Origin of the sequence: Sphingomonas sp. 1F27F7B, from assembly GCF_005503355.1 — a bacterium.
GTDB lineage: Bacteria > Pseudomonadota > Alphaproteobacteria > Sphingomonadales > Sphingomonadaceae > Sphingomonas.
Genome location: NZ_SCMK01000002.1, coordinates 247,763 through 269,763 on the forward strand (window position 1 = coordinate 247,763; position 22,001 = coordinate 269,763).

Genomic DNA, 22,001 nt, shown 5'->3' on the forward strand with positions numbered 1-22,001 from the left:
GCGGGGGCCTAGGCAAGCAGCTGGTGCCGTGCCACTCTTCGCGCCATGCTGAAGCCGATCCTCGCGCTTGCCGCGTTCGCCGCCCTTCCCGCTATTGCGCAGACCGCCGCGCCGTCGCCGGCCGATCCCGCGCCCGCGGACTGGAAGGCGATACCCGACAACGAGATGCTGGTGATGACCTTGCAGGGCGGGCATCAGGTCTTCATCCGCCTGGCCCCGCGCTACGCTCCCGTGCATGTCGCCAACATCCGCAAGCTTGCCGAGGCGCATTGGTGGGACGGCACGAGCGTCTACCGCGTGCAGGACAATTACGTGACGCAGTGGGGCGGCGGCGACGATAAGACCGCGCTCCCGCCCGGCGTGATCGAGAACCCGCCCGCCGAATATGAATGGCCGGGCTTCGACGCGGCGAAGAGCGTCAGCTTCGCCAGGCCAGACAGCTATGCCGCCAAGACCGGCCTCAGCGCCGATGGCTGGCCGCTCGCCAATTACGGCGCGACCAGTTCGCTGACTCATTGCTATTCGATGGTCGGCGTCGCGCGCGATCTGGCGCCTTCCACCGGAAGCGGCGCCGAACTCTACACGGTGATCGGCCACGCTCCGCGCCCGCTCGACCGCAACATCGCGATCGTCGGCCGGATCGTGGAGGGCATGCAATGGCTCTCCAGCCTGACGCGCGGCACCGCCCAGCTCGGCGTCTATGCCAAGGACCAGGCGCCGACGCCGATCCTCTCGGTGCGTCTCGCCAGCCAGCTGCCCGAGGACGAGCGCCCGCGCTTCCAGTATCGTGTGACCGACAACCCTCGCTTCGCCGCCTGGATCAAGGCACGCGAGAATCGCGACGGGCCTTTCTTCACCGTTCCGATGGGCGGCGTCGATGTGTGCAACGCGCTGCCGGCAGTGCGGCGGGCGCAATAGGCCCTATTTCCCGATCCAGTCCGCGACTTCCACGGCGACCTGGTTCGCGGCCCGGTTGAGCGCGGCGGCGACCAGATCGGGCTTCACCTCGGCAAGCGGTGCGCGCGCCTCGAAGCGCCGCTTCTGGAACTTGGTGGCGTCGTCGCCCTGCACCAGCAGCGCGTCGAACTGGACGACCGCCTCGTTGGTGTCGGCGTCCACGCCGAACCGGCGCAGCTCGCCCGAGAGCACGGCACCGGGGTCGATCTGCGACTGGCGATAGCTCAGCACCGGCCGGCCGGCGCGCGCCGAAATGGTATCGCCGACCAGCCGGGCAAACAGGCGCGGCGGCGCTTCCACCCATTGCGCGTCCTTCACATAGGCGACCGCATTCTCGCCCGAATGGACCGGCACCCGAGTCGTCGCCAGCTCGTGCGGCACCGTCGGGAACAGCACGGTCACCGTCGTGCCCGAGGCGGGCGTCTGCACGTCGCCGGGCTTGATCTGCGCCGCCGCCTCGAGCGTGAGGAACGGCACCTTGGGCGGCTTGCCGCCGAACGAGACGCAGCCGGAGAGCGTGGCGGCGAACGGGGCGGCCAGCAGGAGCAGGGCGAGCTTCTTCATCGCGGGCCTCACTTGTTGGGCTTGTAGTCAGGGAGTTTCGGGCTGCCGACCAGGCTGGACGCGCCGCCCTGGTCGATCTTGTCGGCGACCGAGGACAGCGACTGGGCCATCTGGCGAAGATCCTGGATCAGCTGGCCGATCTCGGGCACGGTCTTCTTCGAGAAGGCCTGCACGCCCGGCCGGGCATCGCCCAGCATCGCTTCGAGCGTGTCCATGCTCTTCTTGGCCGACGCGATGGTCTGGTTGAGATTGGCGATGGTCGGCTTGACGTCGTCGGCCACCACGCCGTTGGTCGTCTTGGCCAGCTCGCCGATCTGCTCGGTGGCAGTGCCGAACTTCTGGATCGCGATCCGCGTCTCGGCCAGCGTCGCGGCGATCTCGGGCCCGCGATCGGCGAGCGCGTCGGTCAGCCGGTTGGTGTTCGCCAGGATGCCGGCGATCGAGGCCTGGTTCTTGTCGCTCATCAGCTCGGTCAGCCGCTCGGTGAGCGTGGTCAGCCGCTCGAGCAGCTTGGGCGCCGACGAGAAGATCGCGCCGAGGCCGCCGGGCTTGGTCGGGATCACCGGCACGCCGAGCGGGCATGCTGCCTCGGGATGCTCGTGCGGGCATTTGATCGGCGGGGCGCCCTTCACCGCGCCTTCGAGCTGCACGGTGCTGGGGCCGGTGAAGCTGCTCTGGATCGTCGCGGTGGTGCCTTCGAGGATCGGCACTTCGTTGCGCACCGAGACGCGCACGCGCACCAGCTGGGGATCGGGCTTCCAGAACTCGATCGACTTCACCTGCCCCGAAGGCACGCCCGAAAAGGACACCGCCGAGCCCGCGCTGAGCCCGTCGACCGACTGGCGGAAGAAGATGTCGTACTCGCGCTCGTTGCCGCCGCTCAGCCGGGCGAGCCAGACGATGAACAGGGCGAGCACCGCGAGCAGGATCAGCACGACGGCGCCGACGAGCACGTGATTCGATCGAGTTTCCATCAGCCCCTGTCCTCAGCTCGATTCGCCTTGCTGCCGGCGACTGCCGCGCGCCCGCGCGGTCCGTTGAAATATTCCTGGATCCATGGATGGTCCAAGGCGAGCAGTTCGGGAATCGTTCCGACTGCGATCACTTTCTTGTCCGCCAGCACCGCGACCCGGTCGCAGATGGCATAGAGCGTGTCGAGATCGTGCGTGATCAGGAACACGGTGAGCCCCAAGGTCTTCTGGAGCGAGGCAGTGAGCTCGTCAAAGGCTGCGGCCCCGATCGGATCGAGCCCGGCGGTGGGCTCGTCGAGGAACAGCAGCTCGGGATCGAGCGCGAGCGCGCGCGCAAGGCCGGCGCGTTTCTTCATGCCGCCCGAAAGCTCGGCGGGATATTTGGGCGCCGCTTCCGGCGGCAGGCCGGTCATCACCACCTTGTAGGCGCCGATCTCCTCGAGCAGCGCCTGATCGAGCTGCGGATAATATTCCTTGAGCGGGACCTGGACGTTTTCCGAAACGGTGAGCGTGGAGAACAGCGCGCCGCCCTGGAAGAGAATGCCCCAGCGCCGGCGGATCGCGGTCGCCTCGGTCTCCTCGCGGCCGATCGTGTTCTCGCCGAACACTTCGATCTCGCCTTCCATCGGCGTCTGCAGCCCGATGATCGAGCGCATCAGCACCGACTTGCCGGTGCCCGAGCCGCCGACCACGCCGAGGATCTCGCCGCGGCGTACGTCGAGATCCAGCCCGTCATGGACGATCTGATCGCCGAAGCCGTTCTTCAGATCGCGGACGCGGATGACGATGTCGTCGCGGCCGGCGCGCGCGGTGGAGGCGGGGTCGCTCATATCCACCCGATCTGGCTGAAAAACACAGCGAAGAAGGCGTCGAGCACGATGACCAGGAAGATCGCCTGGACCACTGCGGTGGTGGTGCGCCGGCCGACCTGCTCGGCGTCGCCCTCCACCTGCATGCCCTGGAAACAGCCGGCGATGGCGATGATCGCGCCGAACACCGGCGCCTTGATCAGCCCGACCCACAGATCGTTGAGCGGCACCACTTCGCGGATGCGCTGGACGAAAGTGATCGGCGGGATGCCGAGCTGCACCCAGCAGAGCAATCCGCCGCCGATGATCCCGATCAGCGCCGAATAGAAGCCGAGCAGCGGCAGCATCGTCACCACCGCGATGGTGCGCGGCACCACCAGCGCCTCCATCGGCGAGACGCCGATCGTGCGCATCGCGTCGATCTCCTCGGTGAGCTTCATCGTGCCGATCTGGGCGGCGAAGGCCGAGCCCGAGCGGCCGGCAACCATGATCGCGGTCATCAGCACGCCGAGCTCGCGCAAGGTGATCCGGCCGACCAGGTTGATCGTATAGACCTCCGCGCCGAACTGGCGGAGCTGCACCGCCCCCTGCTGCGCGATCACCACGCCGATCAGGAAGCTCATCAGCCCGATGATGCCGAGCGCCGAGACGCCGACCACTTCGAAGCGGTGGACGGTGGCGTGGAAGCGGAAGCGGCGCGGATGGGTGGCGACGTTCCAGAAGGCGATCACCGTGGCGCCCATGAAGCCGAGCAGGCCGTAAAGCGTGTGCATCGCGGTGAACACCGCGTCACCGATCTCGGCGAGCAGATGGACGAAGGGGCTCTCCGGCTTGGGCGGCAGCTCGATCGGATGCTCGGCGGCGACGACCTGATCGAACAGATGCTGGCTGGCGGGGGCGAGGCCCTCGACCGCCGCCTCCCTGTCGCGCGCGAAGCGATGGATCACCCAGGCGCCGACCGTGTCGATCCGCTCGACCCGTGACAGGTCGAGCCGGGCGACCTGGCCGTCGATCCGGTCGAGCCGGTCGGGAAGATCGCCCAGGCTGGCGAGCGACAAATTGCCGGTGAAGCGGAGCACCGCCCCGCCGCTGTCGGAATCAACCCGTTCGAAATCGGCCCGGACGCTCATCGCCGGCACCTTTCCGCGATTCGGGCTGGATCGGCAAGCGTTGCCGCTCGTAGATGCTTCAATGCACTTTCTCGCAATCTACGACATGGACAAGACGATCACCGCGGCGCCGACCTGGACCCGTTTCCTGGTCACGGCGGCCAAGGCGCGTGCGCCGTGGCGGCTGGCGCTGTTCCCGGCGGTGGGCCTGGCCGGGATCGGCTATCTGCTCAAGCTGATCGATCGCGCCGGCCTCAAGCAATTCTCGCAGCGGCTGCTGCTCGGCGGGGCGCTGACTCCCGGCGAGATGGCGCGCGTGGCGGACGCATTCGCCGCGCACGAAGTGACTCACGGCGTGCTGCACGGCGCGCGCGCGCAGATCGCGGCGGACCGCGCCGCAGGGTATGGCCTGGTAATGGCGACTGCCTCGCACGGCTATTACGCCGCGGCGATCGGCCGGCTGCTGGGCTTTGACGATGTGATCGCAACCGAAGCGCAACGCGATGGGCAAGGCCGGATTCTCTCCCTGATCGAAGGGGATAACTGTTACGGACCCGTAAAGCTCCATCGGATCGAGCGCTGGATGGCAGAGCATGGAATCGCACGCGGCGATGCTCGCGTGCGCGCCTATTCCGATCATGTCTCGGACGCTCCCCTGCTCGGCTGGGCGGACGAGGGATTCGCGGTCAACGCGCATGGGCCGCTGCGCAGGCTCGCCGCGGAGCGAGGCTGGCCGCTGCTCGACTGGCGCTAGGGGCGCCGGTTGGGGCGATTCGCGCCGCATCGGGTCCAGGTTGAGGACTTACACACGTATCTGATTTTGCTTCGTCATCCCCGCGCAGGCGGGGATCCAGGGCCAGGTGTGGAGCGGGGGGTGGCAGGTTCTGCCCTTTCCCGACGGCGTTCGCGCGATGGCATCGGTATCCCGCACCACCCTGGATCCCCGCCTGTGCGGGGGTGACAAGGTTTGCTGAACGAGTCCCCACCCTAGAGCAGCGCATCCACAATGTGGATCAACACCCCGACCAGCCCGCCCACCAGCGTGCCGTTGATCCGGATATATTGAAGGTCGCGGCCGACGGCATTTTCCAGCCGGCCGGTGATCGTCCGCGCGTCCCAGCCCTTGATCGTGTCGGAGACGAGCCGGACGATGCCGTCGCCATAGTCGGTCGCGGCACCGACGGCGCTGCGCCGGGCGAAGCGATTGATCGTGTCGGCGAGCTTGCGATCCTGCTGGAGCGTGACGCCGAACTGGCGCAGCGTTTCGCCCATCCGCCCGCCCAGCGCCCGGCCGGGGTCGCGCGCCAGGCGGAGCAGGGCGGTTCGGCTCGTCTCCCACAGCCCGTCGATCCAGCGCTGGAAGGCCTGGTTCTCGAGCATCTCGAGCTTGAACGCCTCCACCTTCTCGCGCAGTTCGGGCCGGTGCTGCAGGTCATATGCGAGCCGTTCCAGCCCCTCCTCGGCCTTGGCGCGGAGCGGGTGGCCGGGGTCCTCGGCCATTTCGCCGAGCAGCTTGTCGAGCCCCTCGATGATCTTGTTGGCCAAAGTCTCGTCGAGTCCGGTCCAGCGCATGACCGCGCCGGCACGATTATGGACCATCTCGCGGATCATGTGCTCGTTGGCCGCCAGCACCTTCGCTGCCCAGCGGATCATTCCGTCGAGCAGGGGCAGATGGCGGCCATTGGCAATGGCCGCGCCGAGCGCCTGGCCGAACAGGGGCGCCACGTCGATCGCCCGCAGCCGCGCCGCGATCGCGCCCTTGGCCATGCCGCCCAGGCGCTCCTGGTCGAGCGATTCGAGGAAATCGGCGGCAAGCCGGCCGGCGCTGCGCCCGATCCGGCCGTCGCCGTGCACCGGATTGGCCAGCCAGCGCCCCGCCGCGCCGGCCAGGTCCAGCCGCTGCATCCGCCGGGCGACCACCTTGGGCGTGAGGAAATTGTCGCGCAGGAACTGGGCGAGCGTGCTTGCGATCCGGTCCTTGTTGCGCGGGATGATCGCGGTGTGGGGGATGGGCAGATGGAGCGGATGGCGGAACAGCGCCGTCACCGCGAACCAGTCGGCCAGGCCGCCGACCATGGCCGCCTCGGCGAAGGCCCGGACATAGCCGATCGCCGGATGGAGATGATCGAAGGCGCGGGTGAGCAGGAAGAGGATGGCCATCGCCACCAGCAGGCCGGTCGCCACCAGCCGCATCCGGCGAAGGCCGGCGGGGGCCGGCTCAGACGAAAGGGGAGTGCGCAACATGGTCACGCACTCCCCAATACATCAGACGGGATCAAGTTCACTCCGCGGGTTGCGGCGAATCGTCCCCGGGCTTGTGCTCGATCGTTCCGCCATGGCCATGGCCGATCACGCGGCTGCCATCGTCGCCCGGCCTGAAGGTGAGCAGGCGGCGCGACAGGCGCGGTCCGAGCCATTGCTCGAGGCCGACCGCAAGGCTGAACAGCGCGGGCACCATCACCAGCGTGAGCAGCGTCGACAGGATCAGGCCGCCGATCACGGTGATGCCCATCGGCGCGCGCCACGAGCTGTCGCCGCTGAGCGAGAGTGCGGTCGGGACCATGCCCGCGACCATCGCCACCGTGGTCATCACGATCGGCTGCGCGCGCTTGTGCCCGGCGTCGACGATCGCAGTGAACTTGTCGACGCCCTTGGCCATCTCCTCCAGCGCGAAGTCGACGAGCAGGATCGAGTTCTTGGCGACGATGCCGAACAGCATCAGCGCGCCGATCAGCACCGGCATCGAGATCGGCTGGCCGGCGATCCACAGCGCAATCAGCCCGCCCAGCGGCGCGTTGAGCAGCGAACCCATGTTGACCAGCGGCGACATGAAGCGGCGATAGAGCAGCACCAGCACCGCGAAGACCAGGAACACGCCCGACATCAGCGCGACGACGAAGTTCTTCACCATCTCGCCCTGCCACTTGGCCTGGCCCACGGTCATCTCCGCCACGCCGATCGGCAGGTTCTTCATGATCGGCAGCTCGTGGATCTTCTGCAGCGCGACGCCCGAGACGACGGCCTTGCCGGTCTTGGGATCGGTCGCCAGGTCGGCGCCGACGACGACGCGCCGCTGCAGGTTCAGCCGCTCGATCTTGGTCGGCCCGGTGCCGAAGGCGATGTCGGCCACGGTGCCGAGCTGGACCGAACCGCCATTCTGCGTCTGCACCGGCAGGTTCTTGATCGTATCGAGCTTGGCGCGGGCATTCTCCTGCAGCGCCACGCGGATCGGGATCTGGCGATCGGTCAGCGAGAATTTGGCGCTGTTCTGGTCGATATCGCCCAGAGTCGCGATGCGGATCGCGCTCGAGAGCGCTGCCGTGGTGACGCCCAGATTGGCCGCCAGGTCGAGCCGCGGCTTGATCACGATCTCGGGCCGGTTGAGGTCGCCGGCGATGCGCGGCGCGACAATCTCCGGCATCTTCGACATCTGGTCGACGAGCGTGAGCGCGGTCTTGGTGAGCAGCGCGGGATCCTCGCCGCCCAGCGTGATCGTCAGCGCGCGGCCGCTCGACCCCCAGCCGCCCTGGGCGCGGAACCCGACACGGGCATCGGGGATCTTGAGCAGATCCGGAGCGAGGCGGCGGGTGAACTGGTCGCTCGTCTCGGTGCGCTTCTCCTTGAAGATGACCAGCACACGACCGTTGCCGACGCCGGCGCGCTCGTAGAGATTCTCGACGTTCGGCTCGTGACGCAGGCGCTCGGCGACCTGATGGACGACGCGGTCGGTCTGCTCGAGCGTGGTGCCGGGCACCATCTCGACGTTCACGCTCACCTGGTCCTCGTCCTGCGTCGGCTGGAAGGTCATCGGCAGGATGAAGAACATGCCGACCGTCAGCGCCAGCGAAAGGCAGAAGCCGAGAATGGCCGACCAGCGATGGTGCAGCGTCCAGCGCAGCAGCTTCACATAGGCGTCCATGATCGGGCCTTCGCCGTGCGATGCATGGCCCTTGGCCTTGAGGAAATAGGCCGCGATCATCGGCGTGACGAGGCGCGCCACGGCAAGGCTCATCAGCACCGAGGCGACGACGGTAAGGCCGAAATTCTTGAAGAACTGGCCCGAGATACCCGGCATCAGGCCGACGGGGAGGAACACCGCGACGATCGACATGGTGGTGGCGAGCACGGCGATGCCGATCTCGTCCGCCGCGTCGATCGACGCCTGATAGGCCGATTTGCCCATGCGCATGTGGCGCACGATGTTCTCGATCTCCACGATCGCGTCGTCGACGAGCACGCCCGCCACCAGCGAAAGCGCGAGCAGCGTCATCTGGTTCAGCGTGAAGCCGAGCAGGTCCATGAACCAGAAGGCCGGGATCGAGGAGAGCGGAATGGCGAGCGCGGAGATCAACGTCGCACGCCAGTCGCGCAGGAAGATGAACACCACGATGACGGCGAGCACGGCGCCCTCGATCATCGCTTCCATCGCCGAATCATATTGCTGCTCGGCGTATTTGCTCCAGTTGGCCAGCAGCTCGAAATGAACCTTGTCGTTGTTCTTCTCGAGCTGCTTCAGCTTCTTCTGGGCCTCGTGATAGATCGTCACGTCCGAGGCGCCCTTGGCGCGCTGGATGTCGAACGAAATGACCGAATGGCCGTTGAACCGCGCGGCGCTGCGCAGCTCGGCATAGCCGTCGCTCACGCTGGCGATGTCGGCGAGGCGCACGGTGCGGCCATTGCCGACCGCGATCTGGGTCTGGCCCAGCGAATATGCGTTCTTGGCGTTGCCGAGCACGCGGACCGACTGCTCATAGCCGGAGATCTCGGCCCGGCCGCCCGCCGCGTTCATGTTCACTGCGCGCAGCTGCTGGTTCACCTGGCTGGCGGTGAGGCCATAGGATTGGAGCCTGGCCGGATCGAGCTGGACGCGAATCTCGCGATTGACGCCGCCATTGCGGTTCACCGCCGACATGCCCTCGATCGAGAGCAGGCTCTTGGCGACGGTATTGTCGATGTACCAGCTCAGCTGCTCGACGGTCATGTCGGGCGCGATCGCGGTGAAGCTGGCAATGTCGTTGTCGCTCGCCGAATCGACGCGGCCGATCTGCGGCTCCAGGATGCCGTCGGGCAAGTTGCCGCGCACCTGCTGGATCGCGCTGCGCACGTCCTCCACAGCGCGGTCGATCGGCGTGCCGATCGCCAGCTGGACGACGGTCTGCGAATTGCCCTCGGTCACCGTCGAGTTGATCTCGTCGATGCCCTGCAGGCTGCGCACGGCGCTTTCCACCTGCTGGGTGATCTGCGTCTCGAGCTCGCTCGGCGCGGCGCCCGGCTGGCTGATCGAGACCCAGACGATCGGGAAATCGATGTCCGGATTGTTGTTCACGTCCATCCGCGAGAAGCTGACCAGCCCTGCGACGGTGAGGAACAGGAACAGGACGATCGGCGGAACCGGGTTCCGGATCGCCCAGGCGGAGATGTTCCGGAAGCTCATCGCGTGGATCCTACTGCTTCTTGAGGAGCTGGGGGATGACCTTCTGCCCCGGGTTCAGGAAGGCGCCGGCCGTCAGCACGACGCGCTCGCTGCCGTTCAGGCCCTGGGTGATCGAGACGCCCGCATCGGTCACCTCTCCGGTGACGACGGGCGTGCGCACGGCCTGATCCTTGGCGTCGAGCGTGTAGACGTAATTGCCCTGCGCGTCGGTCTGGATCGCCGACTGGGGCAGGATCACCGCATCCTTCGCGCCGGTGATGATCTGCGTGCTGGCGAAGCCGCCCGGGCGCAGCGCGGGATCATAGCTGAGCTGGATGCGGGCGATGCCCTGACGGGTGTTCGGATCGATCACCGGCGAGACCTGCCACACCGTGCCGCTGAACACCTGGGCGCTGCCGGTCGGCGTGACCTGCGCGGTCGAGCCGACATGGGTGCGCAGGAGATCCGCCTCGGCAAGCTGCGCGCGCAGCTCCATCTGGCCGCCCATCGCCATGCGGAAGAGCACGCCCGAGCCGCCGCTGACGATCTGGCCGGGTTCGACCTGGCGGGTGAGCACGAGGCCGGCTTCGGGCGCGCGGATGTCGAGGCGGTGATTGCGGGCCACGGTCTCCGCAAGCTGGGCGCGGGAAACGCGGACGCGTGCGGAAGCCTGGTCGCGGGCGGCGGTCAGCCGGTCGATATCCGCCTTGGAGACGAAGCCGTTCGAGACGAGGCCCTTCGCACGATCGAGGTTCGCCTGGGCGAGCTTGGCATCGGCCTCGGAAACACGCACCGAGGCGGAAAGCGAATCGGCGGTCTGCGCCTGCACCGAACGGTCGATGGTGGCGAGGACCTGCCCCTTGGCGACCCAGGTGCCCGGCTCGACGAGCACGCGCGTGACGAGGCCGCCTTCGCCGACCACGCCCACCGGCATCTCGCGCTTGGCGGCGAGGCTGCCGGTGCCGCTGATCACCGTCTGGACCGCATGGCGGCCGGGAACCGCGATCGTGACGGTGGGGATCTGGGACTGGTTGGCCTGCTGGGAGGCGCCCTTGCCCGCGGCGGCCTTGCTGGCGCTGCCGTCCTGCTTGCCCATCATGAAGAAGGCGGCAATGCCGGTCAGCACCACCACGGCCAGGGTGATCCACAGCCAGCGCCGCGACTTCGGCGCATCCTCACCACTATATTCCAGCCGCTCCTGTCGTCCGAACATCCCTGCCTCGTAATTTGTGCGACATTCCGATCCGGCCAAGATGGCCGCTGCCCCCAATGAGATCGCACTGTATTAGATGAATAAGGCACCGGCCACAAGAGCCGTTTCGCGTGGAGCGGGCAAATGCCCGTTTCGGCCGTTTTCCGCAAGCTTCCGGAATGTTTCCAGAACCATTTCCGATAAGAAACGGTTGCAATGGCGGCGTTACGGCGCGACGTTCGCGCGCGGCCCGGGGGAGACGGGCCGAATCGAGGAGGAATTCAATGCCTCATGGGATTATTGGGTGGCTGCTCATCGGCCTCGTTGCCGGTGCGCTGGGCAAGCTGATCATGCCGGGCAAGGACCCGGGCGGCGTGATCGTCACGATCCTGATCGGCATCGCCGGCGCGCTGCTGGCCTTTTACCTGACGCCGATGCTCGGCCTCGACGTGCGCGACAGCACCTGGCAGGCCTATGCAGCGGCGACTGCCGGCTCGGTGGTGCTGCTGGCGCTGTACCGGCTGGTGATGGTCCGTCGGGTCTGAGGGGCCTTATTCCGTTCAGCTTCCATTTGTCCCGCGTGCGGCAAGCCGGGCGCGGGACAAATCGTTTTTGGAGCGTATCGATGATTCGGACTGTTCTTGCCACCTCCGCCGCGCTGCTCACGGTCGCGGCGCTGCCGGCTGCCGCACAGCAGGAAATGCGCCCCGTGCTGCTCGACGGCACGGTGCTCGACGTGAGCGCCACCGGGATCAGCACGCGCGTGCCCGATCTGGCGGTGATCCAGGCGGGCGTCGTCACCCAGGCGGCGACGGCGGCGGTGGCGATGCAGCAGAACAGCGCGCAGATGGCCCGGGTGCTGGCCGCGCTGCGCAAGGCCGGTGTTGCCGAGCGCGACATCCAGACCGCGACGATCGGCCTCTCGCCGCAATATCGTTATGCGCAGAACGAGCCGCCGGTGATCACCGGCTACCAGGCGTCGAACCAGGTCTCCGTCCGCTTCCGCGAGGTGGCGAAGAGCGGCACGATCCTCGACGCGCTGGTGCGCGAGGGCGCCAACAATATCTCCGGTCCCGAACTGACGGTCGACAAGCCGGACGGCGCGCTCGACGAGGCGCGGGTGGACGCAGTGACGAAGGCACGGGCACGGGCCGAGCTCTATGCCCGGGCGGCGGGCCTCAAGGTCGATCGCATCCTGGCGATTTCCGAAGGCGGGGCGATGCCCAATCCGCCGATGCCGGTGATGATGATGCGTGCCGCGGCGGCGCCGATGGCGGACAAGACCGAAGTGGCGGCGGGCGAGCGCGAGCTCAACGTCACCGTCACGGTGCGCTTCCTGCTCAAATGACCTTCGCGGAGAAGGGGCCGTCCCTTGCGGGGCGGCCCCTTTCGCCTGCGGTCGCCGGAGTTCAGCGCAGCGAGCCGCGGCGGACGAGGTTGACCAGCGCGAGCAGGATGATCGCGCCGACCAGCGATACCAGGAACGTCATCGGCGTGATGGCGCCGTTGATGCCGCCGCCGCCGAACAGCCAGCCGCCGATGAAGGCGCCGACGATCCCGACGATGATGTTCAGGAAAATGCCCTGCTGGGCATCGGTACGCATCACGATGCTGGCAAGCCAGCCGACGACGCCGCCGATGACCAGCCAAACGATAAGACCCACCATAAGTCCCTCCGTTGTTTCGGCCCGTTGATCGGGCGACGGAGAAGAAATGAGTGGGCGGTCATGTTGGTTCCGTACCGAAATTTTCGGCCGCGTCGGAACTTTTCGCGAATCCCCGAAAGAAGACGGCCCGCCCCGGCATGCCGGAGACGGGCCGATTTGCTCCCTGAGGGAGGGACTCAATATTTCTGCTGGCGCTCGTAGAGCGAGCGATAGTGCTGGATGCGGGTGACTCGCAGGCCGGGCATGCCCGAGCGGTCGATCGCGCGCTGCCAGCCGGCGAATTCCTCGACGGTGAGGCCATAGCGTTCGCAAACTTCGTCGACGCTGAGCAGGCCGCCGTTCACGGCCGCCACCACCTCTGCCTTGCGGCGTACGACCCAGCGGGTCGTCTCCGGCGGGGGAAGCGTCTCGAGCGTGAGCGGCTCGCCGAGCGGGCCAATCACTTTCGCCGGACGGATCTTTTGATTCTCAATCATCTACTCGCCTTTCGGGGCGGGGGGCCCCCGCTACGCAAACTCTGTGAACGACCGATATTCGTTGCACTTGAACATCGGCTAAATCGCCTCGGTAAATTCGATCTTCATTCTTCCCGACGGCGGGTCAGCGCGCGCGCCGCAAGGCCGTGAAAGGCCCCGTGCACCGGCGCGAGCAGCTGTTCGACCGGCGCGATCAGCGCCAGCCGGGCCTGCGCGCGCGCCGTGGGGCTCGCCGCCTGGCGCGCCGCCACGCCGACCAGCAGCACCGCCAATTCGGTCGGCATGGCCGTGATGGCCACATCGCGTTCCAGTCTGGCGAAACTCAGGTCCACGCTCTCTTACCCATCCGACAAGTCGATTTCGGATAAGGCGTTCTAGCCAAAAGTCTTGAAGGGTCCGTAAAGCAGGTGAAAACGCGCGCTTAACCAGCGTTACCGGAATCCCACCGGGGTGGCGCGCCGCCCCATGAGCGCCTAAATGCGCGCGATCATGATCGCAGGAGACTTCCAGCTCGAAGCGCCGCTCAAGGCCAGGCGCATCGTCGTCGCCATGTCGGGCGGCGTCGATTCCTCCGTCGTCGCGGCGCTCGCCGCGGCCACCGGCGCCGAGACGATCGGCGTGACGCTCCAGCTCTACGATCATGGCGAGGCGGTGGGCCGCGCCGGCTCCTGCTGTGCCGGCCGCGACATCCGCGACGCGCGCGCCGTCTGCGACCGGCTGGGGATCGCGCATTATGTCTTCGACCATGCCTCGCGCTTCAAGACCGAGGTGATCGACGATTTCGCCGACGAATATCTCGCCGGGCGCACGCCCATCCCCTGCGTGAAGTGCAACATGGGCCCCAAGTTCACCGACCTGTTCGCGCTCGCCCGCGACCTTGGCGCCGATTGCCTCGCCACCGGCCATTATGTCCGTCGCGTCATGGGGCCGCAGGGCGCCGAGCTGCACCGCGCGCACGATCCGGCGCGCGACCAGAGCTATTTCCTGTTCGCGACCACAGCGGCGCAGCTCGATTTCCTGCGCTTCCCGCTGGGCGGCATGCCCAAGCCGCAAGTGCGCGAGCTGGCCGCCGAACTGGGCCTGGGCGTCGCCGCCAAGCCCGACAGCCAGGACATCTGCTTCGTCCCCGACGGCGACTATGCCAGCCTGGTCAAGAAGCTGCGTCCCGAGGCGGAGGCGGGCGGCGATATCGTCGACGAAGCCGGCAAGCCGCTCGGCCGCCACAAGGGGCTGATCCACTTCACCGTGGGCCAGCGCCGCGGGCTCGAGATCGGCGGGGCGCCCGAGCCCTATTATGTGCTGCGCCTCGATTCCGTGAGCCGGCAGGTCGTGGTCGGCCCCAAGCGGGCGCTGGCGGTGCGCGCGGCGCGGATCGAGGGGATCAACTGGCTGGGCGGCGAGCATGCCGGGCCGCTCACCACCAAGGTGCGCAGCCTCGCCAAGCCGGTGCCGGCGCGGCTGGAGGGTGACCGGGTGGTGTTCGAGACGCCCGAATATGGCGTGGCGCCGGGCCAGGCGGCGGTGCTCTATGCCGGCGACCGGGTGCTGGGCGGCGGCTGGATCGCCGAGACCGAGAGGGCCGAGCTGCTCCCGGCCTGAGCCGCCCCGGGGCCGTGGAAGTTTAGGACACGGGGCCCCGGCTTCCTCTCCCCGACGCAGTGCCGCTGTCGCGGCGACACGCTCGACATGCGCGCGCGGAAGGACGGGAACGGCGCGCCGGTGCCGCATCCGCCAGCATGGATCAGACGAAATCCCATATTGCCAGCCGGAACGCGCCGCTCCCGCCGCGGCGTGCCGCCCCAATTCGGGGGCAGCCTATTTCAGGAACGCCACGATCGCGTCCGACGTGGCTTCGGGCTGTTCCTCCATCAGCCAATGGCCCGATGCCGGGATCACGACCTGGGTCACGCTGGTCGCGGCGGCGCGCGCGACCGTCGCCATGGTCGGCCCGAACGACTTCTCCCCGCCGATCGCCAGCACCGGCATGGTCAGCTTGCCGCGGGCGAGCAGCGCGCGGTCGTCGATCGCGTCCTGGTCGAAGGCGGCGAACTGGCTGAACCCGGCGTGCATCGCGCCCGGCAGCGCATAGAGCGCGGCATAATGGACGCGCGAAGCTTCGTCGAACTTCGCCGGATCGGCCGAGAATTCGTTCCAGAAGCGATCGAGATAGATGCGCTCGCGCCCGGCGACGAGGCGTTCCATGTCCGGGCCGCCGAAACGGAAATGCCAGAGCAGCGGGTTCTTGAGGATCTCCTCCCAGGGGCCGATGCCCGGGATCGGCGCATCCATCAGCACGAAATGCGAGACGCGCGCCGGATAGCGGGCGACGAAGGCATAGCCGACCATGTTGCCGATATCGTGCGCCACGACGTCGACCCGGTCGACGCCGAGCGCGGCGAGCACGCCCGCGACATCCTCGGCCTGGGTCTTCTTGTCATAGCCGCCGGCCGGCTTGGCCGAGAGGCCCAGTCCGCGCAGATCGGGGACGATCACGCGGTGGTTGCGCACCAGCCGCGCGGCCAGCGGCTCCCACATGTCGCCGGTCTCGCCATAGCCGTGCAGCAGCACCACCGCCGGCCCGGTGCCGCCGACGCGGACATGGATGGTGGTGCCGTTGGTCGTGATTTCCCGCGTGGTGAAATCGGCGGGATAGGGCGCCACCTGCGCCACCGCCGGCGCGGCGCATGCGAGCGCCAGAGCTGCCAAGCCAAATTTCCACATCGCACTTCTCCTCCGCAGAGGGACGACGATTCGCCCGGGCCGCGATGATGACTCCGAAACGATCCGCGCGCCAATCTCTTCCCGCGCCGGTCCGGAGATGCTTTGCGCGGGCGGCGCCCCCCGTGCCATATGTACGTGGCACACAAGGGAGAAAGCCATGTTCCTGGCCGCCGCGCTCGCGCTGCTTGCCCCCCAGTCCGCGCCCGCTTCCCCGGACCCGGCGCTGCTCGCCGAAGTGAAGGCGGCGGATGCCGCGCTGTTCGACACATTTTTTGAGCGCTGCGATCCCACGCGGCTGGCATCGTTGGTGACGCCCGATTTCGAGATGTATCACGACAAGGACGGCGTGGTGGCGACCAGCGGCGCGGCGTTCGTCGCGCTCTATGCCAAGCAGTGCGAAGCGCGGAAGGCGCCGGGCGCCTGGCGCAGCCGCCGGGCCTTGCTGCCCGTGTCGCTGCGAGTCGATCCGGTGCCGGGCTATGGCGCGATCGAGGAAGGCGACCATTTCTTCTACGAGCGGCGCGGCGACGGGCCGGAGAAGCTGGTGGGCCGTGCGCATTTCGTCCAGCTGTGGAAGAAGGCGCCGGACGGCTGGCGCGTGGCGCGCATCCTCAGCTACGCGCACCAGGCGGTGGACTGACGCGGGTGGGAGCAGGGGTGACGGCAAATCTTGAACGCCGATCCGCCCTAGGTTGAGAACCCAAACAAGTATCTGATTTTCCGTCGTCATCCCCGCGCAGGCGGGGATCCAGGGCCAGGCGCGGAGCCGGGGTGGTGGGGTCCTGTCCTCTCCGGACAGCGTTCGCGCGGTGGCGCCGATATCCCGCATTACCCTGGATCCCCGCCTGCGCGGGGATGACGAAAGAAATCAAGGTCTTGATCGCGGTCTAACCCTAGCCCTGGAACCTAGAGCGCGAATTCTCCCACGATGACGGTTGCGCATTTGCCGCCGAGGATCACCCGGTCGCCGGCCAGCCCGCAGGCGAGATGGCCGCCACGCTTCGAAGCCTGGAAGGCGCTGAACGTATCGCGGCCGAGGCGCTTCGCCCAATAGGGCACGAGCACCGAATGCGCCGATCCGGTGACCGGATCCTCGTCGATTCCCGCAGCGGGCGCGAAGACCCGGCTGATTACGTCGGTATCGGTGCCCGGCGCCGTCACGATGTTGAGCGTATCGCCGATTGCGGCGAGCGCGGCGAAATCGGGGCGCAGTGCGAGCACTGCCTCGGCGCTTTCCAGCACGGTCAGGTCATAGCCGTTGGGATGGCGCAGCGTCTCACCCAGCCCGACGCCGAGCGCGGCGAGCAGGCCGGGTATCTCGGCCGGCGCGGGCGGATAGGCGGGCAGGGCCATCGCATAGCCGCCGGCGGCCATGTCGCGGCGCACTTCGAGGATGCCCGCCTTGCGGGTGCGGAACGTGACGCGATCGCGCGCCGGATCGGCGGAAAGGATGAAATGCCCGCTCGCCAGCGTCGCATGGCCGCACAGCGCGACTTCTATGGCGGGGGTGAACCAGCGCAGCTCGAAATCCGCCGCGCCGCTTGCATCGGGCAGGAGGAAGGCGGTTTCCGAGAGGTTGTTCTCCTCGGCGATCTGCTGGAGCACCGCATCCGCGAGCCATTCGCGCAGCGGCATCACCGCGGCGGGATTGCCGGCAAAGGGGCGGTCGGCAAAGGCGTCGATCTGGGCGAAGGGCAGGTTCACTCGGTATCCTTCAGCAAATTGGCTTCGATCATCGAATTCTCGGGTGCGTCGACATGGCCCTCCGGATCGACATGGATCAGGATCTCGGTGCCCGGAAAGGCCGCGCCCAGTTCCTTCTCCAGCACCTCGACCACGTCATGCGCCTGCCGGATCGTCATCGTCGGGTGCATCGCGATGTGGAACTGGACGAAGTCGCGCGCGCCGCTGCTGCGGGTGCGCAGGTCGTGCAGGCTCTTGAGCGCGGGGTTGCGGGCGGCGACCTCGACAAAGGCGCGGCGCTTCTCCTCGGGCCATTCCTTGTCCATCAGCTGGTCGATCGCCGCCTCGCTGGCGCGCCAGGCGCCGAACAGCAGCCAGAAGGCGATGGCGATGCCGAACAGCGGATCGGCGCCAACCATGCCCCAGGCATCGAGCACCAGCGCGACGATCACCGCGCCGTTGAGCAACAGGTCGGATGTATAGTGGATCCGGTCGGCGCCGATCGCGACCGATCCGGTCTTCGCGATGACGTGCTTCTGGTAACGGGTGAGCGCGAGCGTGACGACGATCGCGATCATGCTGACGACGATGCCCGCTTCGGGGGAGGCGGAAACGTTGCCCCCCTGCAGCCGCTCGATCGCGCGCATCAGGATGGCGAGCGCGGAGATGGCGATCACCACCACCTGGAACAGCGCGGCCAGCGCCTCGGCCTTGCCGTGCCCGAAGCGGTGCTCCTCGTCGGCCGGCTGCGCCGCCCAGTGGACGCCGCCCAGCGTGACCAGCGAGGCGAACAGGTCGAGCACCGAATCGGCCAGGCTGGCGAGCACCGCCACCGATCCGGTCTCGAACGCGGCCCAGGCCTTGAGCGCGCCGAGCAGGACCGCGCTGCACACGCTGGCGATGGCGGCGCGGCGGGCGAGGTTGGTCACGGGTACAACAGGCCCTCGGACCAGCCCGTGACGGTGTGAGTGAACAGCCGGCGCTCGTGCAGGCGATGAGCGCGGTCCTGCCAGAATTCGATCCGGCTCGGGGTGACGCGAAAGCCGCCCCAATGCGGCGGGCGGGGCACGTCCCCGCCTTCGAAGCGTGCCTTCGCCGCCTCGAACCGGGCTTTGAACGTCTCGCGATCGGCGAGTGGGCGCGACTGGTCCGAGGCCCAGGCGCCGAGCTGCGAATCGCGCCCGCGGGTGGCGAAATAGGCGTCGCTCTCGGCATCGGTGGCTAAGCCCGCGCTGCCCTCGATGCGGATCTGGCGGCGGAGCGACTTCCAGTGGAAGAGCAGGGCGACCCTGGCGCCCTCGCCCAGTTCGTGCGCCTTGCGGCTCTCGCGGTTGGTGTAGAAGACGAAACCGTCGGGGCCATGCCCCTTCAGCAGCACCATCCGGGCCGAGGGCTGGCCGGTCGAGCTTACCGTCGCCAGCGTCATCGCGTTGGAATCGTTGGGCTCGCTTTCGCGGGCCTCGCGGTACCAGCTGTCGAACAGTTCGAACGGATCGGTGCTCATGGCAGCGGCTCTAATGGCCGCCCCGACCGGTGTCGAGGAACGACTCCCCCGCTGGCACATTGAATCGGCTTCGCGGCAAGGAGGCGAGGATGGCGGCGCGTGCCTATTGGCAGGGACAGATCAGGCTGGCGCTGGTCTCGATCCCGGTCGAGATCCATGCCGCGACCAAGTCGGGCGCGCAGATCAGCTTCCACCAGATCCACGAACCGAGCGGCAAGCGGATCCGCTACGAGAAGGTCGCCCCCGGCGTGGGGCCGGTCGAGCCCGATGAGATCGTCAAGGGCTATGAAGTGGAGAAGGGCGAATATGTCCTGCTCGGCCAGGACGAGATCGATGCGGTGAAGCTCGAATCGAAGAGGACGCTCGAGCTCGCCCGGTTCGTCGGCATGGACGAGATCGACGTGCTCTATTTCGAGCGGCCCTATTTCGTGGCTGCCTTCCTCGGCCAAGGAGCGCGGCTTCCGTTCGCTGCTGCTGGGCGTGCACGGGCCGGATGGGCTGGCCTATGCGGGCAAGGTGGGCACCGGGTTCGGCAGGGTGGCGCTCCAGGACCTGCGCAGCCGCTTCGTCGGGATCGAAGCGGAGAAGCCCGCTGCCGACGTCCCCCGCGCCGAGGCGCGCGGCGCACACTGGCTGAAGCCGGAGCTGGTCGCCGAGATCGCGTTCAGCGAATTCACTGCCGACCATGTCGTGCGCCATGCCAGCTTTCTGGGCCTGCGCGAGGACAAGCCGGCGAAGGAGGTGGTCGTGGAGGAGCCCGTTCCGCTATCCGGACCGCCGGGATCGGCGGTCGAGATCAGCAGCCGCGGCCGTGTGATCTTTCCCGGCGACGGCCTGACCAAGGGCGACCTGGCCGATTATTATCGCGCCGCAGCGCCCATTCTGCTGCCCTGGCTCGCCGATCGGCCGATCAGCCTGGTCCGCTGCCCCCAGGGCCGGGCGCGCGCCTGTTTCTTCCAGAAGCACGATGCCGGCAGCTTCGGCGAGCATGTCCATCATGTCGACGTGCGCGAGAAGGACGGGTCGGTCGAACCCTATCTCTATGTCGACGATGCCGACGGCATCCTGGCCTGTGTCCAGATGGGGACGATCGAGTTCCATGGCTGGGGCAGCTCGGTCGCCGACATCGAGAAGCCCGACCGGCTGGTGTTCGATCTCGATCCCGACGAAGGGCTCGACTGGGCCGATGTGAAGAAGGCGGCGGCCGATCTGAAGGAACATCTCGCCGAGCTGGGGCTTACCAGCTGGCCGATGCTGTCGGGCGGCAAGGGTGTGCATGTGGTGGTGCCGCTGGTGCCGCGCGCCGAATGGCCCGAGGCGAAGAGCTTCTGCGAGCGCTTCGCCCGCGCGCTTTCGGAAGCCGAGCCGGGCCGCTTCACCGCCAACCTCAAAAAGGTGCATCGCAAGGGCCGGATCTTCATCGACTATATGCGCAACCAGCGCGGCAGCACTGCGGTGCTGCCCTATGTCGTCCGCGCCCGCGAAGGCGCGCCGGTGGCGGCGCCGGTCGGCTGGAGCGAGCTGCGCGACATCGACGGCCCCGGGCGCTTCACTCTGCGCGACGGTGCCCAGCTGCTGGAGCGCGCCGCCGGCCGTGCGCTGCGCGGCTGGGGCGTGGCGGATCAGGTGCTGCCCGAAATCTGATCCCGGCCCAGCCAGCCGCGCAGCCGCGCACGGATCGGCAGGTCCCACCAGGCATGGGCCGCCCAGGCAACCAGCAGCAGGAACGGCACCAGCGCCGTGCCGATCGCGACGAGCGCGGCCGGCGAGGCGCTGCCGTTCGCGACGAAGTTCATCCAGACATAGAGGAAGGGGAAATGAGTGATGTAGATCGGGTAGGAGAGGCGCCCGCTCGCCTTGCACAGCCACAGCATCCCCCGTCCGGCCTCGGAATGGCGGCCGGCGACGATGATCGCGGGGAACAGGAGGATCACGCACGCCGCCTCGTAGAGGCCGTTGAGCTTCACTCCACCCACCGCCGGCAGCGTCGGGAAGGCCATGGCACCGAGCATCGCCAGCGATAGCGGCAGCCAGCCGATCCGCACATCGGGAAGCCGGTCGCGAACCCGGTACAGCCACAGTCCGGTCAGGAACGGAAAGAACAGCCGCACCGGCGCCATCCAGAAGGTTTCCCAATACGAACCCTGGTCGAGCGTGCCCTGCATCGCCGCGCCGATCGCCAGCGCCGCGCCGCACGGCACCGCCAGCACTGCGAGCCAGCGCGCGCGCAGGCGGCGCAGCACCAGGGCATAGGCGAGATTGCCGACATATTCCTGGAACAGCGTCCAGATCGGCCCGTTCAGCGGATGCGTGTCGGTCCAGCGATTGGGCAGCGACCAGCTGGGCAGGGCGAACAGGCACAGGGCGAAGGCGCCCAGCACTGCGCGCAGCGGAACCGCCTGGGCCTGGCCGGCAAAGGGGTCGAGCAGATAGCTGGCCAGTCCGAGCAGCGCGCCGAGGATGACGAGCGGATGGAGCCGGATCAGGCGCAGCGCCAGGAAACGCCCCGTACGCATCCTGCCCCAGCGATCGTCATAGGCATAGCCGATCACGAAGCCCGACAGCGCGAAGAAGAAGTCCACGGCGAGCGGCGCATGGTGCAGCACCACCCGGGCGCCGTCCCATTTCACCGTGATGCCCTGGATGTGGAAGAGCACCACGATCAGCGCGGCGGTTCCGCGCAGGCCGTCCAGCACCTCGAAATGTGCCTTGCCGGTCGCCGTCCTGTCGGGGGCGTCCGCCTGCCCCGTCGCGGCGGGCCCGAGCGCCGCCGCCATAACCATGCTTTCCGTCACCTGGTTCCCCCGCTCTCCCGCAAGGGGTGGTGTCGAGTCCGCCGCCAAACTGCAAGGCTGATCGCGCCCGCGGACACCTGCATTGCCAGTTGCAAACGATTCTTAATATCACTAATGGCCTCGGCAAGGCGCGCGGGACG

The 22,001-nt window shown here is 67.8% G+C and carries 22 protein-coding genes and 1 pseudogene; 8 read left to right on the top strand and 15 right to left on the bottom strand.

Translation table 11 applies throughout. The features are described 5' to 3' along the window. Positions 1–45 precede the first annotated feature (45 nt). A complete protein-coding gene (locus FFS08_RS02955; RefSeq protein ID WP_137861850.1) occupies positions 46–918 on the top strand; it encodes a peptidylprolyl isomerase in 873 nt (290 codons plus the stop codon). Positions 919–921: 3 nt separating this feature from the next. Here FFS08_RS02955 and FFS08_RS02960 read toward each other — a convergent pair whose 3' ends face one another. From FFS08_RS02960 to FFS08_RS02975, 4 genes are read right to left on the bottom strand one after another with little or no spacing between them, the layout of a single operon-like run. Next, positions 922–1,521: an ABC-type transport auxiliary lipoprotein family protein gene (locus FFS08_RS02960; RefSeq protein ID WP_137861849.1), complete on the bottom strand. Its 600-nt coding sequence runs from the start codon at positions 1,519–1,521 to the stop codon at positions 922–924. 8 nt (positions 1,522–1,529) lie between these two features. Further along, the gene (locus tag FFS08_RS02965; protein ID WP_137861848.1) at positions 1,530–2,495 is read right to left on the bottom strand and encodes an MlaD family protein; all 966 of its coding nucleotides are present in this window, start codon (positions 2,493–2,495) and stop codon (positions 1,530–1,532) included. Continuing rightward, the gene (locus tag FFS08_RS02970; protein WP_137861847.1) at positions 2,495–3,322 is read right to left on the bottom strand and encodes an ABC transporter ATP-binding protein; all 828 of its coding nucleotides are present in this window, start codon (positions 3,320–3,322) and stop codon (positions 2,495–2,497) included. Before FFS08_RS02970 ends, FFS08_RS02965 begins: the two co-directional genes overlap by 1 nt. Further along, complete coding sequence (locus FFS08_RS02975; protein WP_137861846.1) at positions 3,319–4,431, bottom strand: ABC transporter permease; 1,113 nt, start codon at positions 4,429–4,431, stop codon at positions 3,319–3,321. Before FFS08_RS02975 ends, FFS08_RS02970 begins: the two co-directional genes overlap by 4 nt. 61 nt (positions 4,432–4,492) lie before the next feature. On the opposite strand from FFS08_RS02975, the gene FFS08_RS02980 reads away from it, so the two are divergent. Further along, on the top strand, positions 4,493–5,164 hold the full coding sequence (locus FFS08_RS02980) for an HAD family hydrolase (protein ID WP_137861845.1): 672 nt from the start codon (positions 4,493–4,495) through the stop codon (positions 5,162–5,164). A 233-nt stretch (positions 5,165–5,397) separates the two neighbouring features. On the opposite strand, the gene FFS08_RS02985 is transcribed toward FFS08_RS02980, so the two are convergent. From FFS08_RS02985 to FFS08_RS02995, 3 genes are read right to left on the bottom strand one after another with little or no spacing between them, the layout of a single operon-like run. Next, the gene (locus tag FFS08_RS02985) at positions 5,398–6,654 is read right to left on the bottom strand and encodes a DUF445 domain-containing protein (protein WP_137861844.1); all 1,257 of its coding nucleotides are present in this window, start codon (positions 6,652–6,654) and stop codon (positions 5,398–5,400) included. Positions 6,655–6,691: 37 nt separating this feature from the next. Beyond that, positions 6,692–9,844 carry an efflux RND transporter permease subunit gene (locus tag FFS08_RS02990; RefSeq protein ID WP_137861843.1) on the bottom strand — a complete coding sequence of 1,051 codons (3,153 nt, stop codon included), beginning with the start codon at positions 9,842–9,844 and terminating at the stop codon, positions 6,692–6,694. Positions 9,845–9,854: 10 nt separating this feature from the next. After that, the gene (locus FFS08_RS02995; RefSeq protein WP_137861842.1) at positions 9,855–11,036 is read right to left on the bottom strand and encodes an efflux RND transporter periplasmic adaptor subunit; all 1,182 of its coding nucleotides are present in this window, start codon (positions 11,034–11,036) and stop codon (positions 9,855–9,857) included. 263 nt (positions 11,037–11,299) lie between these two features. Here FFS08_RS02995 and FFS08_RS03000 point away from each other — a divergent pair, with 263 nt between their 5' ends. After that, positions 11,300–11,560, top strand: a complete 261-nt coding sequence (locus FFS08_RS03000) for a GlsB/YeaQ/YmgE family stress response membrane protein (RefSeq protein WP_086127930.1) — start codon at positions 11,300–11,302, stop codon at positions 11,558–11,560. 80 nt (positions 11,561–11,640) lie between these two features. After that, positions 11,641–12,363 carry an SIMPL domain-containing protein gene (locus tag FFS08_RS03005; protein ID WP_137861841.1) on the top strand — a complete coding sequence of 241 codons (723 nt, stop codon included), beginning with the start codon at positions 11,641–11,643 and terminating at the stop codon, positions 12,361–12,363. 61 nt (positions 12,364–12,424) lie between these two features. On the opposite strand, the gene FFS08_RS03010 is transcribed toward FFS08_RS03005, so the two are convergent. The 3 genes from FFS08_RS03010 to FFS08_RS03020 all read right to left on the bottom strand — a co-directional run bounded on the left by FFS08_RS03010 (position 12,425) and on the right by FFS08_RS03020 (position 13,490). Beyond that, the gene (locus FFS08_RS03010) at positions 12,425–12,679 is read right to left on the bottom strand and encodes a GlsB/YeaQ/YmgE family stress response membrane protein (RefSeq protein ID WP_137861840.1); all 255 of its coding nucleotides are present in this window, start codon (positions 12,677–12,679) and stop codon (positions 12,425–12,427) included. A 179-nt stretch (positions 12,680–12,858) separates the two neighbouring features. Next, on the bottom strand, positions 12,859–13,158 hold the full coding sequence (gene sciP / locus FFS08_RS03015; protein ID WP_086127932.1) for a CtrA inhibitor SciP: 300 nt from the start codon (positions 13,156–13,158) through the stop codon (positions 12,859–12,861). A gap of 104 nt (positions 13,159–13,262) precedes the next feature. Beyond that, positions 13,263–13,490, bottom strand: a complete 228-nt coding sequence (locus FFS08_RS03020; protein ID WP_249341014.1) for a hypothetical protein — start codon at positions 13,488–13,490, stop codon at positions 13,263–13,265. 157 nt (positions 13,491–13,647) lie between these two features. Between FFS08_RS03020 and mnmA the strand changes: the two genes are divergently transcribed. After that, positions 13,648–14,757, top strand: coding sequence for a tRNA 2-thiouridine(34) synthase MnmA (gene mnmA, locus FFS08_RS03025; protein ID WP_137861943.1), 1,110 nt, complete (start codon positions 13,648–13,650; stop codon positions 14,755–14,757). 216 nt (positions 14,758–14,973) lie between these two features. On the opposite strand, the gene FFS08_RS03030 is transcribed toward mnmA, so the two are convergent. After that, complete coding sequence (locus FFS08_RS03030) at positions 14,974–15,864, bottom strand: alpha/beta fold hydrolase (protein ID WP_249341013.1); 891 nt, start codon at positions 15,862–15,864, stop codon at positions 14,974–14,976. A 172-nt stretch (positions 15,865–16,036) separates the two neighbouring features. Between FFS08_RS03030 and FFS08_RS03035 the strand changes: the two genes are divergently transcribed. Then, on the top strand, positions 16,037–16,519 hold the full coding sequence (locus FFS08_RS03035) for a nuclear transport factor 2 family protein (protein WP_137861838.1): 483 nt from the start codon (positions 16,037–16,039) through the stop codon (positions 16,517–16,519). A 266-nt stretch (positions 16,520–16,785) separates the two neighbouring features. Here FFS08_RS03035 and FFS08_RS03040 read toward each other — a convergent pair whose 3' ends face one another. The 3 genes from FFS08_RS03040 to pdxH are packed head-to-tail and all read right to left on the bottom strand — an operon-like array spanning position 16,786 to position 19,066. After that, entirely contained in the window at positions 16,786–17,583 is a 798-nt protein-coding gene (locus tag FFS08_RS03040) for a PhzF family phenazine biosynthesis protein (protein ID WP_137861837.1), read from the bottom strand. After that, positions 17,580–18,491 (bottom strand): cation diffusion facilitator family transporter, encoded by a 912-nt coding sequence (locus FFS08_RS03045; RefSeq protein WP_137861836.1) that lies wholly within the window; start codon positions 18,489–18,491, stop codon positions 17,580–17,582. Before FFS08_RS03045 ends, FFS08_RS03040 begins: the two co-directional genes overlap by 4 nt. Next, positions 18,488–19,066 (bottom strand): pyridoxamine 5'-phosphate oxidase, encoded by a 579-nt coding sequence (pdxH, locus tag FFS08_RS03050; protein WP_249341012.1) that lies wholly within the window; start codon positions 19,064–19,066, stop codon positions 18,488–18,490. Before pdxH ends, FFS08_RS03045 begins: the two co-directional genes overlap by 4 nt. Before the next feature lie 89 nt (positions 19,067–19,155). Between pdxH and FFS08_RS03055 the strand changes: the two are divergent. Together FFS08_RS03055 and ligD are read left to right on the top strand one after the other, a co-directional pair. Next, positions 19,156–19,497 (top strand): annotated as a pseudogene (locus FFS08_RS03055) (Ku protein); the annotation flags it as partial. A 1-nt stretch (position 19,498) separates the two neighbouring features. Then, a complete protein-coding gene (gene ligD, locus FFS08_RS03060) occupies positions 19,499–20,710 on the top strand; it encodes a DNA ligase D (protein WP_502701998.1) in 1,212 nt (403 codons plus the stop codon). On the opposite strand, the gene FFS08_RS03065 is transcribed toward ligD, so the two are convergent. Continuing rightward, positions 20,689–21,843 (bottom strand): acyltransferase family protein, encoded by a 1,155-nt coding sequence (locus tag FFS08_RS03065; protein WP_171012439.1) that lies wholly within the window; start codon positions 21,841–21,843, stop codon positions 20,689–20,691. The two genes, ligD and FFS08_RS03065, sit on opposite strands and share 22 nt — an antisense overlap. Positions 21,844–22,001 lie beyond the last annotated feature (158 nt).